The organism is Burkholderia sp. Bmkn7, from assembly GCF_041103175.1.
GTDB lineage: Bacteria > Pseudomonadota > Gammaproteobacteria > Burkholderiales > Burkholderiaceae > Burkholderia > Burkholderia cepacia.
Window position 1 is genome coordinate 2,346,517 of sequence record NZ_JBGCUH010000002.1, and the last position, 16,338, is coordinate 2,362,854.

Annotated in this window: 12 protein-coding genes; 6 read left to right on the forward strand and 6 right to left on the reverse strand. The window is 67.7% G+C overall.

Features of this window, described 5'->3' with window-relative positions; translation table 11 throughout:
* Positions 1-67 precede the first annotated feature (67 nt).
* The 3 genes from AB3K92_RS16450 to AB3K92_RS16460 form a co-directional block, all read right to left on the reverse strand.
* On the reverse strand, positions 68-1,855 hold the full coding sequence (locus AB3K92_RS16450) for a diguanylate cyclase (RefSeq protein ID WP_369465434.1): 1,788 nt from the start codon (positions 1,853-1,855) through the stop codon (positions 68-70).
* Complete coding sequence (locus AB3K92_RS16455; RefSeq protein WP_059498580.1) at positions 1,852-2,982, reverse strand: extracellular solute-binding protein; 1,131 nt, start codon at positions 2,980-2,982, stop codon at positions 1,852-1,854. Before AB3K92_RS16455 ends, AB3K92_RS16450 begins: the two co-directional genes overlap by 4 nt.
* A gap of 159 nt (positions 2,983-3,141) precedes the next feature.
* Complete coding sequence (locus tag AB3K92_RS16460) at positions 3,142-3,864, reverse strand: FadR/GntR family transcriptional regulator (protein WP_042977492.1); 723 nt, start codon at positions 3,862-3,864, stop codon at positions 3,142-3,144.
* A 267-nt stretch (positions 3,865-4,131) separates the two neighbouring features.
* Between AB3K92_RS16460 and uxuA the strand changes: the two genes are divergently transcribed.
* The 6 genes from uxuA to AB3K92_RS16490 all read left to right on the forward strand — a co-directional run bounded on the left by uxuA (position 4,132) and on the right by AB3K92_RS16490 (position 11,063).
* Positions 4,132-5,196, forward strand: a complete 1,065-nt coding sequence (uxuA, locus tag AB3K92_RS16465; protein ID WP_185633887.1) for a mannonate dehydratase — start codon at positions 4,132-4,134, stop codon at positions 5,194-5,196.
* A 71-nt stretch (positions 5,197-5,267) separates the two neighbouring features.
* The gene (locus AB3K92_RS16470; protein ID WP_369465435.1) at positions 5,268-6,578 is read left to right on the forward strand and encodes an MFS transporter; all 1,311 of its coding nucleotides are present in this window, start codon (positions 5,268-5,270) and stop codon (positions 6,576-6,578) included.
* A 129-nt stretch (positions 6,579-6,707) separates the two neighbouring features.
* On the forward strand, positions 6,708-8,141 hold the full coding sequence (locus AB3K92_RS16475) for a PLP-dependent aminotransferase family protein (RefSeq protein WP_060220403.1): 1,434 nt from the start codon (positions 6,708-6,710) through the stop codon (positions 8,139-8,141).
* A gap of 91 nt (positions 8,142-8,232) precedes the next feature.
* Positions 8,233-8,628, forward strand: a complete 396-nt coding sequence (locus tag AB3K92_RS16480; protein WP_060220402.1) for a hypothetical protein — start codon at positions 8,233-8,235, stop codon at positions 8,626-8,628.
* Between the two features lie 216 nt (positions 8,629-8,844).
* The gene (locus AB3K92_RS16485; RefSeq protein ID WP_060220401.1) at positions 8,845-10,629 is read left to right on the forward strand and encodes a nitrite/sulfite reductase; all 1,785 of its coding nucleotides are present in this window, start codon (positions 8,845-8,847) and stop codon (positions 10,627-10,629) included.
* Positions 10,626-11,063 carry a DUF934 domain-containing protein gene (locus AB3K92_RS16490; RefSeq protein WP_060220400.1) on the forward strand — a complete coding sequence of 146 codons (438 nt, stop codon included), beginning with the start codon at positions 10,626-10,628 and terminating at the stop codon, positions 11,061-11,063. The genes AB3K92_RS16485 and AB3K92_RS16490 overlap by 4 nt, the downstream gene beginning before the upstream one ends.
* Positions 11,064-11,141: 78 nt before the next feature.
* Here AB3K92_RS16490 and AB3K92_RS16495 read toward each other — a convergent pair whose 3' ends face one another.
* From AB3K92_RS16495 to AB3K92_RS16505, 3 genes are all read right to left on the reverse strand, one after another.
* A complete protein-coding gene (locus tag AB3K92_RS16495; RefSeq protein ID WP_048025030.1) occupies positions 11,142-12,422 on the reverse strand; it encodes a virulence factor family protein in 1,281 nt (426 codons plus the stop codon).
* Positions 12,419-15,013, reverse strand: coding sequence for a bifunctional lysylphosphatidylglycerol flippase/synthetase MprF (gene mprF, locus AB3K92_RS16500; protein ID WP_059622789.1), 2,595 nt, complete (start codon positions 15,011-15,013; stop codon positions 12,419-12,421). Before mprF ends, AB3K92_RS16495 begins: the two co-directional genes overlap by 4 nt.
* 539 nt (positions 15,014-15,552) lie before the next feature.
* Positions 15,553-16,170, reverse strand: a complete 618-nt coding sequence (locus tag AB3K92_RS16505) for a hypothetical protein (RefSeq protein WP_059496792.1) — start codon at positions 16,168-16,170, stop codon at positions 15,553-15,555.
* Between the last annotated feature and the right edge of the window lie 168 nt (positions 16,171-16,338).

Sequence of the window (16,338 nt, forward strand, 5' to 3'; positions counted from 1 at the left end):
ACCATCGACGAGCCCGTCCCGCGACGGGCTCGTTGCGTTTGCATCGCACGGATCGTGCGGCCGGCCGTCACCGGCTTCCGCCCGACGCGACGCGGCCGGCCGCTTCGTCCGCCCCGCCGCCGGCACGCCCGCTGCCGACCAGCTCCTGGTAGCGCACGTATGCGCATTGCGCAGACGCCTTCGCCGCGTACATCGCCGCATCCGCCTTGACGAGCAGTTCCTCGGCGGACGCGCCGTCGGCCGGAAACTCGCTGACGCCGATGCTCGCACCGACGGCCATGCGCCGGTCGCCGAACTCCAGTTCTTCAGCCATCACGAGCTGGATGCGCGACGCGACGTCGCCGATCACCGCCGGTGAGCGCACGTCCGCAATCAGCACGATGAATTCGTCGCCGCCGAGCCGCGCAACCATGTCGCCGCCGCGCAGCACGAGGCTCAACCGCTTGGCGACCGCGACGAGCGCGCGGTCGCCGGCCGAGTGCCCGTGCTGGTCGTTGATCTGCTTGAAGCGGTCGAGATCGACGAACATCACGGCCAGCCCCTCGTGCATCGCGGCCGCCCGCCGGATCGCGGCATCGAGCTGCTCCATGAACAGCAGCCGGTTCGGCAGCGCGGTCAGCGCATCGTGGCCGGCGAGGTGCGTGAGCTCCCGCTGCTTCGCGCGCAGCATCGCGACCTGCGTGCGGATCTCGACACGCATGCTGTCGAAACAACGCGCGAGCACGCCAATCTCGTCGGCGCGCCCGACCGGCAGCTGCTCGGTGGCCGGATCGTCGAACACGTGCGTCGCCGCGCGCGCGAGCGTCTGCAGCGGCCGCGTGATCGCACGCGCGAACAGGATCGCGAGAATGACCGCCATTAGGCTCGACACGAGCACCATCCGGATGATCCGCTCGCCGAGCACGCCGGCCGGCACCAGCACGTCGGCCAGCGGACGCCCCATCCCGAGCACGACGAAGCGGTTGCCCTCGTCGTGCCCGAACGGCGTGCGCGCGAACGCGAACATCTGCCCCGGCGCATCGGCGGGATCGGTCAGGCCGTTGAGGGTAACGTTCGTGCGGGCGCTGTCGAACAGCGCGCGCGTGACGGCGAAGCGGTCCTGCATCAGCACGCGCCGCCCGCGATCGAAGCCGAACGTCTGCGACGGATCGGGGTGCACGAGGAAATCGCCCCACTCGTTCGCGAGATACACCGCGTAGTCTTCCGGCAGATCGCGCTCGAGCCGGTCGAACACGCGCGACAGTTCGACATCGACGACGAGTGCGCCGACCGTCTGGCCCGACCCGTCGACGACCGGCGTGCCCACGCGCAGGATCGGCAGCCCCTCGGCCGCGTGCGTTCCCGTCTCGTGGTTGATCACGATCGGCGACAGGTAGATATGACCCGGTGCCGTCGCGAGCGTATCGAATACGTAGGAAAACTGTCCTTTCTCCTGGAACGCGCTGTCCGGCAGCACGACGATGCCGTGCGCATCGCGATCGACGCGAATGCGTTCGAGCCCGAAATCCCCGCGCGCGATCAGGCGAACCTGCAGGTATTCCGGGTGATTTCTCATGAAGCTGTAGAACACCTGCTCGAGCCGCGCGCGTGCCGCGCCATCCCGGTTGTCGCCGCCCGAGACCAGTGCGCACGACGGCATCTGCGCGAGCACGAGCGCATCGTCCGCAACGTCGGACAGCGCGGTGGTGAAGCGTTGCCCGAGCAGTTGCGTCGACATCAGCAGGCTGTGCTGTGCCTCCTGCACGAGCATCGCGCGGTTCGCGCGATACGCGTAATAGCCAGTCGTGCCGGACGCGATCACGCCGATGCACGCGAACAGCACCGACAGTTTCGATGTGAGCCCGAGCCGGATCATTTTCCGAACCGCTCCGGACGGTCGCCCGACACGATGCGGCTCCACAGCGATTCGCGCCGCGCGATGTCCTCGACGGGCTGGAGCCAGACGAGATGCTGGTGCCCGGTGTCGAGGCCCGGCGGCGGCGCGAACGTGTTCGCGAGGCCCTGGCGTTCAGTCAGCAGCGCACCGATCGCCGGTTCGAGCATGTAGTTGATCCATGCGAACGCGAGCTCGGGATGCTGCGCGCCGCGCGTGACGGCCCAGCAGTCGAGCCACGCGAGCGCACCTTCGTCCGGGATCACGTAGCCGACATCCGCGCCGGCGCGCCGCAGCAGTTCCACCTGTTGCGTGCCGTAATTGCCGAACATCAGCGCCGCGCGATGCTGGACGAACAGCGCGGTCGCCTCTTCAGGAAGCGTGTAGTACGTCAGCAGGTTGCGGCGCAGATCGATCAGCTTGTGCGCGACGGCGAGCGTCTGCGCGGGCGACAGGCGGAACGGATCGGGATAGCCGAGCGCCAGCGCCGCGAACGAAAAATTGTGCTGCGCGCTGTTGAAGTCGAGCACCTTGCCGCGGTAGCGCGGATTCCACAGCTCCCGCATCGAGCGCGGCACGGCGGAAACCTGCTTGCGGTCGTAGATCAGCCCCATCGACGAATACGTAAACGGGATCGCATAGGCAGCCCCCTCTTCCACGAGCCCGTCGATCGTCGCGAGCTGCTGGAAGTTCGGCAACTGCCGCCGCCGGTTCGGGATGCGCGACAGGTCGATCGGCGCGAGCAGGCGTTCGTGCGCGTAGCGCTGGATCTCGGCCGTGTTTGCGGCCAGCACGTCGTACGGCGGCGGCGCCGCGCTGTGCATCCGCGTCCACAACGCTTCGTCGGAGTCGACGAACGTCACTTCGACGCGTACGTGAAATTGCGCCTCGAACGCGCTGACGACATCGCTGTCCGCATAACCGGGCCATGCGAGCACGCGCAGCACGTTGTCGTTGACGGTTTCGGGAGAGGCGGCGAGCACCGGCAGCGCAGCGGCAAGTAAGCCTGCCGTCAAAATGATGAGCAGCCTGCGCACGGCGATACGTACGCGTGTACGTGCGCCGATTCCCCTGATCAATCGGACCCCGCGTGAATCGCCCCGCTGCATTCGACTGTCCTTTTTCGAGTCGATGCGATATCACGCAACAAGACCATAAAACCTACGGTCGCGCAATTGGAAGAAGCCGTATACGGCGCCCGCGCGCCATCAGCGACGCCGCATGCCGGTGCCGTTACGGCGGCCCGTTTCCGTCGACCGGAACGAACGTCAGCGCCACGCCTGCGTGAATTCCGCGATCACGCGCGACAGGTGTGCGCCCATCGCCTCGCGTGCAGCCGCCGCGTCGCGCGCCATGATCGCCGCGAAGATCCGCTGGTGATCCTCCTGCGATGCCTCGCGCAGCGCGCTCGAGTGAAAGTGCTCCTCGATCTTGTCCCACAGCGGATCGCTGCGCGCGCAGTCCCACATCGCGGTGACCATGTGCAGCAGCACCGTGTTGCCGGTCGACTCCGCGATGCGCAGGTGGAACTGGCGATCGGCCGCGTCGTACGCGGCCTTGTCGTCCATCTGTTCGCGCATCGTCGTCAGCGAGAAGAACAGCCGGTCGAGATCCGCATCCTTGCGCTCGGTCGCCGCGAGCGCGGCGACTTCCGCCTCGATCAACCCGCGTGCGCGCAGCGTCTCGATCGGCCCGGGGCCGCGCGGCACCTCGAACGTCACCGGCCGCGCGGCATCGGCCGCCGATACGTAGATGCCCGAACCGATCCGCACCTCGACGATCCCCTGCACCTCGAGCGCGATGATCGCCTCGCGCACCTGCGTGCGGCTCACGCCGAACTGGTCGGCCAGGCTGCGCTCGGACGGCAGCCGCGCGCCGGCCTCGAACGCACCGGCAGCCACCATCGCGTGAATCTGCCGCGCGAGGCCGATATAGGAGCGGTCCGCGGCATCGGTATCGCGGCTGGCTGGCTGGCTGGAAAGATCGGTCATCGAAAGGCTCGCAACAGGCTGGCCGGCGCCGTCGCGGCGCCGGATCGGCAAAATGGTACACCAATTTCGGCCAGCGTCCGGTTCGACGTATTGGCCGGCGCGCGAGGGTGCGTGCCGAAGCGTCATGCCGCCGGTTGCGATCCCGACAACTGGTAAACCACTATCCCGCGTAACTGGCATACCAATCATAATCCGCACACCGGAGACGGGCCGGCACGCCGCCGCCCGTCCGCCCGATGCATCAACCGCCAGCCAGGAGCCGCTCCAGTGAAGATGTCTTTCCGTTGGTACGGCGAGTCCGATCCGGTCTCGCTGCAATACATCCGCCAGATCCCGGGCGTCACGCATATCGTGTCGGCGATCTACGACGAACCGGTGGGCGAAGTCTGGCCCGCGCACAAGATCGACGCGCTGAAGGCGACGATCGAACGCGCCGGCCTGCAGTTCGAAGTCGTCGAATCGGTGCCGGTGCACGAGGACATCAAGCTCGGCAAGCCGGGCCGCGACCGCCTGATCGACAACTACCGTCAGACGATTCGCCACCTCGGCGCGGCCGGCGTGCGCGTCATCTGCTACAACTTCATGCCTGTCTTCGACTGGACGCGCACCGAGCTGTCGAAGACGCTCGACGACGGCTCGACCTGCCTCGCGTTCAGCACCGACGCGGTCGACCGGATCGATCCGGACGACGGCATCGCGCTGCCGGGCTGGGATTCGAGCTACCAGCCCGAACAGTTGCAGGCGCTGCTCGCCGAGTATCGCGACGTCGACGAAGCGGCGCTGTGGGCGAACCTCGAATACTTCCTGAAGGCGATCGTCCCGGTCGCCGAGGAAGCCGGCGTGAAGATGGCGATCCACCCCGACGATCCGCCGCGCCCGATCTTCGGGCTGCCGCGCATCGTGAAGAACCGCGACGATCTCGCGCGGATCGTGCGCATCGTCGACACGCCCGCGAACGGGCTGACGCTGTGCTCGGGCTCGCTCGGCGCGGGCCCGCAGAACGACGTCGAGGCGCTCGTGCGCGAATTCGGCGCGATGGGCCGCATCCACTTCGCGCACATCCGCAACGTGAAGGTCGACGCGAACGGCGATTTCGAGGAAACGGCGCATCTGTCGAGCTGCGGCTCGCTCGACATCGCCGCGATCGTGAAGGCGTACCACGACACCGGCTTCACCGGCTACGTGCGCCCCGACCACGGCCGCATGATCTGGGGCGAGACGGGCAAGCCCGGTTACGGCCTCTATGACCGCGCGCTCGGCGCGGTCTACCTGAACGGCCTGTGGGAAGCGCTCGCGAAGTTCGACCGCACGCCGTCGCAAGTTACCCGATAAGCCGCCCATCGAGGCGGCCGGCGCAGCGGATCGCCGGCCGTCCGTCACGACATTCCGCGCGGAGACACCGCATGCCACGCATCCGATGGGCCATGATCCTGATGTGCTTCCTGGCCAACGTCATCAACTTCATCGATCGCGCGAACCTCGCGATCGCGGCGCCCAGCATCCGCGCCGACCTCGGCCTCGACGCGGTCGGCATGGGGCTCGTGCTGAGCGCGTTCTTCTGGACCTACGCGTTCCTGCAGTTGCCGGCCGGCTGGTTCATCGACAAGGTCGGCGTGCGCGTGAGCCTCGCGCTCGCGGTCGGCTGGTGGTCGGTGTTCACCGTCGCGACGGGCGCCGCGCGCGGCCTCGCGCAGCTCGTCGGCGTGCGGCTGATGCTCGGCGTCGGCGAAGCGGCTGCGATCCCGTCGTTCGCGAAGGTCGCGTTCAACTGGTTCCCGCGCAGCGAACGCGGGCTCGCGAGCAGCATCTTCGACAGCGGCTCGCGCGTCGGCTCCGCGCTGTCGCTGCCGCTCGTCGCATGGCTGATCTCGATCGTCGGCTGGCGCGGGTCGTTCGTGATCACGGGCGGCATCGGCATCGTGTGGGCGCTGGCGTGGTGGTTCGTCTATCGCGACCCGGAACGCTATCGCGCGATCGCGCCTGACGCCGTCGATGCCCTGCTCGCGCAACGCGGCGCGCCGGCCGTTGCGGCCGCAACCAACGGCCCGAAGGTGTCGTGGCTCGACCTGTTCCGCTATCGCACCGTGTGGGGCATGATGATCGGCCTGTTCTGCCTGAACTTCGCGATCTACTTCTTCATCACGTGGTTCCCGAGCTACCTGCTGCAGTCGCGCGGCTTCTCGCTCGCGTCGCTCGGCACGTGGGGCATGCTGCCCGCGCTGCTCGCGATTCCCGGCGGCTGGCTCGGCGGCTACGTGTCGGACAGCCTGTTCCGCCGCGGCTGGAGCGCGACTGCCGCGCGCAAGACCTGCCTCGTGCTCGGGATGCTGCTGTCTTCGTCGATCGCGCTGTCGGCCTTCGTCGAGAACGTCTGGGCGTGCCTTGCGCTGTTCGCGCTCGCGTATGCCAGCCTGTCGTTCGCGGGCGCCAACGTGTGGACGCTCGTCGGTGAAGTCGCACCGACGCCGGCGCATGTCGCGTCGCTCGGCGGCATCCAGAATTTCGCCGGCAATCTCGCGGGGATCTTCATCACGACGTTCACGGGCGTGATGCTGTCGATCACGAAGGGCTCGTTCGTCGTGCCGCTCGCGGTGGCCGGTGCGTTGTGCGTGGTCGGCGCGCTGTCGTACCTGTTCATCGTCGGCAAGGTCGAGCCGCTGCCGCCGCTGCGCGGCGGTGCGAACCGTCGGAACGTGGAGCCGAACGCGGCCTGACGCGGCAGGAACGCGCGGTCGACACGCGTGCACTTTCCTTTTCGGGCCGCGCATCGGACAATGAGCCGCGCCCGCCGGCGCGGCGCCAGTCCGGCCCGCGCGTGGCGACGGCGCGCACCACCCTCGCCGATGAAACGCTACGAAACCCTCGCCCACACGATCGCCGACGACATCCGCAACGGCAACCTCGCCGTCGGCACGCGCCTGCCGTCGCTGCGGCAGATCATCGCGCAGCACGGCGTGAGCCAGTCGACGGTGTTTCGCGCGTACTACCTGCTCGAACAGTGGGGGCTGATCCGCGCACGCGAACGCTCGGGCTACTACGTCGCGCCGGGCGCAACGCCGGAGGCAGGCCCGGCGCCCACGCGCCGCGCGAAACGGGCCGGCGCCACGCGCAAGGTCGACATCAGCAGCCTCGTGTTCTCCGTCCTCGACGCGGCCACGCAGCCCGGCATCGTGCCGCTCGGCTCCGCATTCCCGTCGCCGCAACTGTTTCCGTTGCCTCGTCTAGCGAAATCGCTCGCGCAGGCCACGCGGCTCGTCAGCCCGTGGAGCACGGTCGTCGACCTGCCGCCCGGCAACGAGGCGCTGCGCCAGCAGATCGCCCGGCGCTATCTCGCGACGGGCATCTCGCAGCCCATCGACGAGATCGTCGTCACGAACGGCGCGCTCGAGGCGCTGAACCTGTGCCTGATGGCCGTCACGCGGCCCGGCGACGTCGTGGCCGTCGAAGCGCCCGGCTTCTATGCGGCGCTGCAGGCGATCGAACGGCTCGACCTGCGCGCGGTCGAGATTCCCGTCGATCCGCGCACGGGCCTCGATCTCGATGCGCTCGCGAACGCGCTCGACCGGCACGACATTCGCGCGTGCTGGTTCATGACCAATTTCCAGAATCCGACCGGCGTCACGCTGTCCACCGAAAAAAAGCGTGCGCTCGTCGAAATGCTCGCCGCGCGCGACGTGCCGCTGATCGAGGACGACGTATACGGCGAGCTGCATTTCGGCCCCGACTACCCGCTGCCCGCGCGCGCGTTCGATCGGCACGGCCTCGTGATGCACTGCAGCTCGTTCTCGAAGACGCTCGCGCCCGGCTACCGGATCGGCTGGGCCGCCGCCGGCCGGTTCGCGGAGAAGGTGCAGCGGCTCAAGCTGATGACGACGCTGTCGGCCAGCATTCCCGCGCAGGCCGGCATCGCGAATTATCTCGAGCACGGCGGCTACGACCGGCACTTGCGCAAGCTGCGCGGCGCGCTGCACACGCAGCTCGACCGGATGGACGACGCGCTGCGGCGCTGGCTGCCGGCCGGCGTCGAGTGGGTGCGGCCCGAAGGCGGCTATTTTCTGTGGCTCGCGTTTCCCGACGCGATCGACGCGATGGAGTTGCATCGCCAGGCGATCGCACGCGGGATCAGTTTCGCGCCGGGGCCGCTGTTTTCGGCCGCGCACGGCTTCGAACGTTGCGTGCGCGTGAACTTCGGCCATCCGTGGAGCCGCGACATCGAACGCGCGATCCGCATGCTCGGCGAGCTGGTCGCGCAGCCGTCGGTCCGCAAGGGCGATTGAAGCGCACACGGTGCGCCGCCTGCGTCACGACCATGCACGCAACCGGTGCGCGGGTTACAGTGCTGATCCCGCCGCCTCTTCATGATTTCCCATGAGTCAACTGCCCTACCTCGATCACGACGCGCTGTTGAAACTGGCCACCGAAGCAGCGCACGTCACGCAGCCGTGCGCCTGCACGAAAACGCCGCTCGCCGGATGGACGACCTTGCCGCTGTCGCTGCAGGACACGCAATTGACCGAAGTCGCCACGCTCACGCCGCCCGGCGAGGCTGAGCCGACCTACGCCGAATATCATCCGGCCGGCACGCGCTACGCGTCGGACGACGCGCCGATCGCACTGCGCCATTTCCCGTACAACCGCTGCACCGTGAGCCGCTGCCGCGCGTGCGGTCGCTTGTTCCTGCGCTACCAGGAAGGCGGCGGCTACTTCATCGACCAGCGCATCCGCGCGCTCGATCCGGCGCTCGTCGTCGACGCCGACGCGTAAGCACCCGTCGCGGGCATGCACGCATGCCCGGCCCGCGCCGGCCTGCACCGGCCACCACCGGCCTCTCGCCGGCCATCTGCTGCGCCCTTTTCGTCCCGATCTGCTGCTTGTCCCGCCGCGCCGCGTTCCCTACGCTGTCTCCGGTTGCCTGACACCCGTCGCAACGCCTTCCCGAGCCGCGCGCATCGTGCCGTGGCTCCTCTCGCGTACCACGTCATGTATCGATATACCGTTTTCGACCGGGCGCTCGTGCACAGCCGCGCCGCCCAGTTTCGCGACCAGCTCGAGCGCTGGCAGCTCGGCACGCTGAGCGAAGACGCGTTCCGGCCGCTGCGCCTGCAGAACGGCTGGTACGTGCAGCGCCACGCGCCGATGCTGCGCGTGGCCGTGCCGTACGGCGAACTGTCCAGCGCGCAGCTGCGCGTGCTCGCGCGGATCGCGCGCGACTACGACGTGCCCGACGATGCCACCTACCGCGCCGCATGCGACGCGCAGGCCCTGCTCGGCACGATGCGCCTGCCGACCCGCAGCGCGCACTTCACGACGCGCACCAACGTGCAGTTCAACTGGATTCCGCTCACGAAGGCCGCCGACGTGATGGACCTGCTCGCGACCGTCGACATGCACGGCATCCAGACGAGCGGCAACTGCATCCGCAATATCTCGTGCGACGAGCGCGCCGGCGTCGCGCCGGACGAGATCGCCGATCCGCGCCCGTTCGCCGAAGTGATGCGCCAGTGGACGACGCTGCACCCCGAATTCGCGTTCCTGCCGCGCAAGTTCAAGATCGCGATCACCGGGGCGGCCGAGGATCGCGCCGCGACCGACTGGCACGACGTCGGCCTCAAGCTCGTGCGCGACGACACGGGCGCACTCGGCTTTCGCGTGAGCGTCGGCGGCGGAATGGGTCGCACGCCGACTATCGCGACGCTGCTGCGCGCGTTCCTGCCCTGGCAGCACGTGATGAACTACATCGAGGCGATCGTCCGCGTGTACAACCGCTACGGACGGCGCGACAACAAGTACAAGGCGCGCATCAAGATCCTCGTGAAGACCGAGGGGCAACGCTACATCGACGACGTCGAGGAAGAGTTCCGCCAGATCGTCGAACACGACGGCGGGCTGCACACGATCGCCCAGGTCGAGTTCGACCGCGTCGCCGCGTCGTTCGTCGCGCCGCGCCTCAAGCCGCGCACGGTCAGCCTGCGCGACGCGAACCTGCGCGTGTCGGCCCAGGCGGCACACCACCCGGCCTTCGCGCGCTGGCTCGCACGCAATGTCGCCGATCACCGCGACCCGGCGCTGCGCATCGTCACGCTGTCGTTCAAGCGCCGCCTGCAGGCACCGGGAGACGCATCGCCGGACCAGCTCGACGCGCTCGCCGATCTCGCCGACCGCTTCTCGGCCGGCGAGGCGCGCGTCACGCATACGCAGAACGTCGTGCTGCCGTGGGTGCATGTCGACGACCTGTTCCCGCTGTGGGAAAACGCCCGTGCGATCGGGCTCGCCAGCGCGAACGTCGGACTCCTGACGGACATGATCGCGTGCCCAGGCGGTGACTTCTGCGCGCTGGCGAACGCACGCTCGATCCCGATCGCCGATGCGATCGCCGAGCGCTTCCAGGATCTCGACATGCTGCACGACGTCGGCGACATCGACCTGCACATCAGCGGCTGCATCAACTCGTGCGGCCATCATCACAGCGGCCACCTCGGCATCCTCGGCGTCGACAAGGACGGCGCCGAGTGGTACCAGGTCACGCTCGGCGGCTCGGACGGCTCGACCGCGAGCGGCCCGGCGCGGCCGGGCAAGGTGATCGGCCCGTCGTTTTCGGCGGACGAGATCGTCGATGTCGTCGACGCGATCGTCAACGCGTACCTCGACGCACGGATAGACGACGACGGCCGCAGCGAACGGTTCATCGACACCGTGCGCCGCATCGGTACGGAACCCTTCAAGGCCGCCGCGAACGACGCGCGCCATCAGGTGGAGCCCGCATGAACCAGCAAGCTTCGAACGCACACGCGCGCATCCGCCTGCTGACGCCGGCCGAACACGTCGGCAACACGCAGCCGCACGACGACACGATGCTGACGATCGGCAACGACGAGGAACTGCCGCCGCTTGCCGGGCGGATCGCGCAAGTCACGCGCATCGACCTGCAGTTCCCGTCGTTCACCGACGGCCGCGCATACAGCCAGGCGTACCTGCTGCGCAAGCGCTACGGCTTCATCGGCGACCTGCGCGCGACCGGCGAGGTGCTGGTCGACCAGTTGCTGCTGATGGAACGCACGGGGTTCTCGAGCGCGGTGCTCGGCGACGGCACGGACATCACGGCCGCGCGGCGGCAGCTCGACCGGTTCCCGGGCTTCTATCAGCGCGATGCGAGAACGGTCGCGCCGCAGCAGAACGCGGCAACGCCCGCCGCAAAATGAAACGGGCGGCACGCTGGCCGCCCGTACGAAGAACCGGAAAGGTCCGGCCGGCGCCCGCCGCGAAGCGGGCGCCGGCGTTCAGCGCGCCGCCACCGGCTTGCCGAACGCGCCGAGAATCTTCTTCTCGAGCGCGATGTAGTCGCGGCCGAAGTGGTGATCGCCCTGCGTCTTGATCACGTCGGCGCCCGTGTTCACGAGCGCCGGACACATCGTGTCCTTCTCCTCCGCGCCATAGAAGCACTGCACGAGCTGCGGCGGCACCTTCGCGATTTCCGGCGCGACCTTCAGCGCCTTGTCGCTCGCGGGCATGCCGAGCCAGCCCGTCACGCGGATCTGGAAATCGGCGGCCGGCGCGAAGCCGAGCAGCGACATCACGGCGACCTTGTCGCGCAGGTCGGCCGGCAGCCGGTTGTACGCGAACGGCATCACGTCGGCACCGAACGAGTAGCCGACCAGCGCCACGCGATTCGCATGCCAGCGCGCCATGTAGGTGCGCATCACGCGCGCGAGATCGCGGCTCACCTGCGCCGGCGGCTTCTCGCTCCAGAAATAGCGCAGGCTGTCGATACCGACCACCGATACGCCGTCGCGCTGCAGCGCCTCGGCGATCGTCTTGTCGAGATCGCGCCAGCCGCCGTCGCCCGAGATCACGATCGCGAGCTGGCCGTTGCCGCCCTTGGCCGGCAGCTCGACGAGCGGCAGATCCGACACGTCGAGTTCGTCGCTGCTGGTGGTGTCCCGCAGGTGCGACGTGACGAGCGACACGAGCTTCGCGGAATCGCCCGCGGCCGCCGTTTCGACGAAACCCGGCATCGCGCGGCGCACGATCGTCGGATCGGGCGGACACGGCTTGAAGCGCGGATCGAGCTTCGCCGCCGGATCGACCGATACGACGCCGGCAATCGTGTTCTCCGGCGCCATCGACAGGATCTGCTTCGCGATCGCGCCGCCCTGGCCCACGCCCGCGACGATCGGCGTGAAATAACGCGACGACTGCGCAAGGCGTTCGAGCTGGTGGCTGACCGCTTCGGCGTCGCCGTCGAGGTGGTGGCAGGTCTCCTGCTTCGCGGCGAGATTCGTCGCGTAACGCTCCGAATCGACGCCGACCGTCATCGCACCGGCTTTCGCGAGCGCGTCGGCCGCCTGCTGATCGGCGGCATTCCAGCCCGCCTCACGCGAGAACAGTACGACGAATCCGCGCAGCGGCCCGCTGGGTTTGGTCACGGTGACGGGCCCATACCGACCGCCCGACACGGTTTCTGCTTTTACGGCGGCAGGCTGCGTGGCGCACGCGGCGCCGGCCAGCATCATTCCCGCGCAGGCGGCTGCCGCCCGCGCGATTCCCTTCTTCAAACTCATGAACGCCGACCTCCAGCCAGCAATGACAGATCCGCGAGCGTGACGAACACGCCGACCGTGCCCGAGGCCGCGAGGTAACGCGGTTCCCAGTGCGGTTCAAACTTGCTCTTGAAAGCGCGCAAGCCGCGGAAGTTGTAGAAACGGCCGCCGAAGCGCCAGACCATCAGGCCGATCCGGTGCAACGGCGACGGCATCTTCGCCGCCCCCATCCCCGAGAACGGCGCGATACCCAGGCTCAGCTTGCGGAAGCCCGCTTCCTTCAGATGCAGCGCGAGCTGCGTAAATAGATATTCCATCGCGTACGGCGACGCGTCCGGAAGATGGCGCATCACGCCGACCGTCGCCTCGGTGTTGAGGTCGGTCGTCATGAACGTGACGAACGCGATCGGCTTGTCGGCCTGCCGCACGAGCATCACCGACTGCGTCGCGAGATAACCGTCGTGGAACGCGGCCACCGAGAAGCTCTTCTCGCGCGCGTCGCGGCTGTCGAGCCAGCCGTCGGAGATGTCGCGCAAAGCCGGCAACGTGGCCGGCACGTCGGGCGGTGCGATCACCTCGACCGTCAGTGCATCCTTGTCGCCACGGCGCAGCGCGTAGCGCAGGTGCGACCGGTTCGAACCCTTCAGGTCGAACTGGTCGAGCGCGATATGCGCTTCCTCGCCGAGCTTCATCAGCGTGAGCCCCGCGTCGAGATACAGCGGCAGCGCGTTGGCGCGCACCTGGTAGAACGCCGCACGGCCGCTGTGCGCGTGTGCGAGCGCGATGAACTTGCTGATCAGCCCCGGCCACTCCTCGCGCGGCCCGACCGGGTCGTGGAGCGCGGCCCACGTGCGGCCGTTCTTGGCATACATCAGGAAGGCCCGGCGGGATTCCGAGAACAGGAACGACTTGTCGCCCATCAACGCGAGGCCCGCATCGCTGCACTCCTGCGCGCGGATGATCCGTTCGGCGTCCGACAGGTCCTGCGCCGCGGGCTTCACGAAACGGCCGGGCGCCGGGCGCAGCAGTTGCCAGAGCGCGAACAGCGCGACGAACACGCCGGACGCAAGCGTCGCACGCAGCGCCCGCGGCGCGCGCGCGTCGAACGAGAAATGCGACCACAGCTCGCGCGTGTACGGCACGTCGCGGAACGCGAAGAACAGCACCCACACGGCCAGCATCAGCACCATGGTCACCGACACGAACCAGCTCACCGTGAAGCGCTCGGCGAGCAGCGACGAATGGCGGTTGAAACGGCGGCGGCTGACGAGCAGCAGCACGAGCAGCGTGCCGAGCACGCCGGCCTCGACGAACGCGAGGCCTTTCGCGAGCGACAGCGCGAGGCTTGCGAGCGTCAGCGCGAAGGTCATCCACCACGCACCGTCGAGGCGGCGCAGCAGCCCGCGCGCGACGAACAGCAGCGCGACGCCGAGCACGCTGCAGATCACCTGCGAGCCTTCGAGCACCCACAGCGGCACGAGGTGGCGCAGGATCGCGATCCGGTGCCAGAACGCGGGCGTCGCGCTCGAGATCACCAGCATGCTACCGACCGCGAACGTCACGAGGCTCAGGAACACCGGCGCGAGCTGCGACACGCGCACGGCCTGCCGCGTGACGAGCCGGCGGCGCAGCGCGCGGCCCTCGAAACCGGCCAGCAGGCCGGCCGACAGCACGAGCGGCACGCCGAAATAGATTGCGCGATACGCGATGAGCGCGGCGACCATCGCGTGCGGGGGCACTTCGCGACCGAGCGTGAAGACCATCGCGGCTTCGAACACGCCGATCCCGCCCGGCGTATGGCCGATCATCCCGAGCAGCAGCGCGGCCGCATACACCGTGATGAAGGTCGGGAAGCCGACCGGCGCGGCCGGCAGCAGCACCCACAGCGTCAGGCCCGCGGCAACGACGTCGAGCACCGCGTAGACGACCTGCGCGACGAGATCGCGCCGCGCCGGCACGTCGAACGACAGCCACTTGAAGCGCGTGACGACCGGGCGCGCCGTGTTGCCGCACATCGCGACGATCGCGGCCAGTATCACGAGCAGCGCGGCGCCGCCCCACGTCAGCACGCCGGGCGTGACGTGCAGCATCGCGGCGAGCGCCTCCGGCACGCAGACCATGCCGACCGCCGTCATCAACACCATCGCGAGCGCCAGCGTGCCGCTCGTGAACACCGTCATCCGGCCGATCTGCGCGGGCGTAACGCCCGACACGCCGTACACGCGTGCGCGGACCGCGCCGCCCGTCAGGGCGCCGAAGCCGGTCGCGTTACCGAGCGCGGATCCGGCGATCGCGCCGATCCACAACGCGACGCGCGGCACCTTCGCGGCGACATAACGCAGGCCGACCGCATCGCGGGCGACGAGCGCGAGATAACTGAGGGCCGTCGCGGCCAGCGATGCGCCCCACTCGCCGACGGACATGTGACGCAACTCGCGGATCACCGACCGGTAGTCGACGGATTCCGACAGGTGCTGGAAAACCACGATCAGCAGCAGGCCGATGCCGAGCGCGAGCAGCGGCGACAGCACACGCTCGTTGCGGATCAGCGCCCGGACACGGGCGATCACCGCCGCGGCGAGGCCGGGCGAACCAGAGTGGCGGGAAGACATAGATGTTCAGTGGTGGTGCATAGCGTGTCGCGGCGCAAGACGGCCAGGCGGCGACGTATCTGGTTGTTCTGCGTGGGCGGTCGGCCGAAGGAATTGGCAGGCGGCGCCTGGATCAGAACTTACGAGTATACGGAATTTATATTACAGAATCTTTCACGCGCTCGTTGTGCGGATTTGTAGCGCCGCGTGTATCAATGTCGTATCAAAGTTCGACGACCGATCACGCGCAAGGTGCGCATCATACCGGTATCCGACGGGGATTTTTCATCGGATGAATGACTTGTGATGCATTTGGGAGAAATCTGCCGGATGGAGCGCCCCGACGAGCACGAATGCGCAAGGCCGGGCGGGCTTCTTTGAATGGGGTCAAATGCTTTCGGCCAGCTTGTCAGATCTTGCTGCCCCTTCGCCGGCCAAGTGTGCAAGGACACCTGGGCGACCCGATATCAAAGAAGCCGTGCTCGCCATGATGGCCACGGCTCAACGCGCCAAGTCGTCGGTTTGACGGCACGGGACGCTCGCCGTGGCCGGCACGGCACTTATCGTTTCAGGCGCACCACATACAAACCGGGAGCGTTCGGATAGACGCTCAGGCTGAAATTCGGCGGAGTCGAAATGAGGTTGCCCTGGATCGCCGGCTTGTACGTGACCGTCCCGCTCGATACGTCGGCCAGCTCAATAACCGGCGGAGACGGATCGGGAATGAGGTTCGACGTGAAGTTCAGGGTCAGTTTCCGGTCGGACATTTCGTAGAAACCGCCATACGTCTTGATCTCGTAGATCACATCGGCCTGCACGCCTGCGGGAACCGGATCGGGCTTGCCCAGACACACCGTCCCGTCACGGACCACGCCGTCCTGCGGCGTCTTGAACGTATACGTCGCCACGCCGTCGTCGGTCACGAGCGTCATCGTTGCATTCGGGATCGTGCTCTTCGTCAGCTGTATCGACTTGTAGCCGCTCGGACACTTGAATGTGGTGGTTTGATCGGTCGACGTGGTATCGGTCGCTGTACCGGTAGAGCCGTTGTTGCTGGTGCTGGTGTTACCGGTTGCGGTTGTGGTGGGGCTGCTACCGTCACCATCGCCACCGCCACATCCCGCCAGCAGTACCGCCGCTCCGATCGCGGTAGCGAGACACAGTCGATTTATTTTCATTTTCTTCTCTCTTATTTGTTAAATATCTTTAATTACTTATACCAGATGACCTACTTGATCTATGCAGGCCATTACCCTCTTGGCGGAGCTAAGCCAGCTTTCCGTCGCATAGCCGTCGCCGTCAAAACTGCGTCGTCAACTGGAAGCCGAACGTCACAATAGACACTA

Excerpts from the sequence above, each read along its gene's own strand:
- AB3K92_RS16450 (WP_369465434.1), bottom strand. The coding sequence starts at position 1,855 with ATGATCCGGCTCGGGCTCACATCGAAACTGTCGGTGCTGTTCGCGTGC.
- AB3K92_RS16455 (WP_059498580.1), bottom strand. The coding sequence starts at position 2,982 with ATGCAGCGGGGCGATTCACGCGGGGTCCGATTGATCAGGGGAATCGGC.
- AB3K92_RS16460 (WP_042977492.1), bottom strand. The coding sequence starts at position 3,864 with ATGACCGATCTTTCCAGCCAGCCAGCCAGCCGCGATACCGATGCCGCG.
- AB3K92_RS16470 (WP_369465435.1), top strand. The coding sequence starts at position 5,268 with ATGCCACGCATCCGATGGGCCATGATCCTGATGTGCTTCCTGGCCAAC.
- AB3K92_RS16475 (WP_060220403.1), top strand. The coding sequence starts at position 6,708 with ATGAAACGCTACGAAACCCTCGCCCACACGATCGCCGACGACATCCGC.
- AB3K92_RS16480 (WP_060220402.1), top strand. The coding sequence starts at position 8,233 with ATGAGTCAACTGCCCTACCTCGATCACGACGCGCTGTTGAAACTGGCC.
- AB3K92_RS16485 (WP_060220401.1), top strand. The coding sequence starts at position 8,845 with ATGTATCGATATACCGTTTTCGACCGGGCGCTCGTGCACAGCCGCGCC.
- AB3K92_RS16490 (WP_060220400.1), top strand. The coding sequence starts at position 10,626 with ATGAACCAGCAAGCTTCGAACGCACACGCGCGCATCCGCCTGCTGACG.
- AB3K92_RS16495 (WP_048025030.1), bottom strand. The coding sequence starts at position 12,422 with ATGAGTTTGAAGAAGGGAATCGCGCGGGCGGCAGCCGCCTGCGCGGGA.
- mprF (WP_059622789.1), bottom strand. The coding sequence starts at position 15,013 with ATGTCTTCCCGCCACTCTGGTTCGCCCGGCCTCGCCGCGGCGGTGATC.
- AB3K92_RS16505 (WP_059496792.1), bottom strand. The coding sequence starts at position 16,170 with ATGAAAATAAATCGACTGTGTCTCGCTACCGCGATCGGAGCGGCGGTA.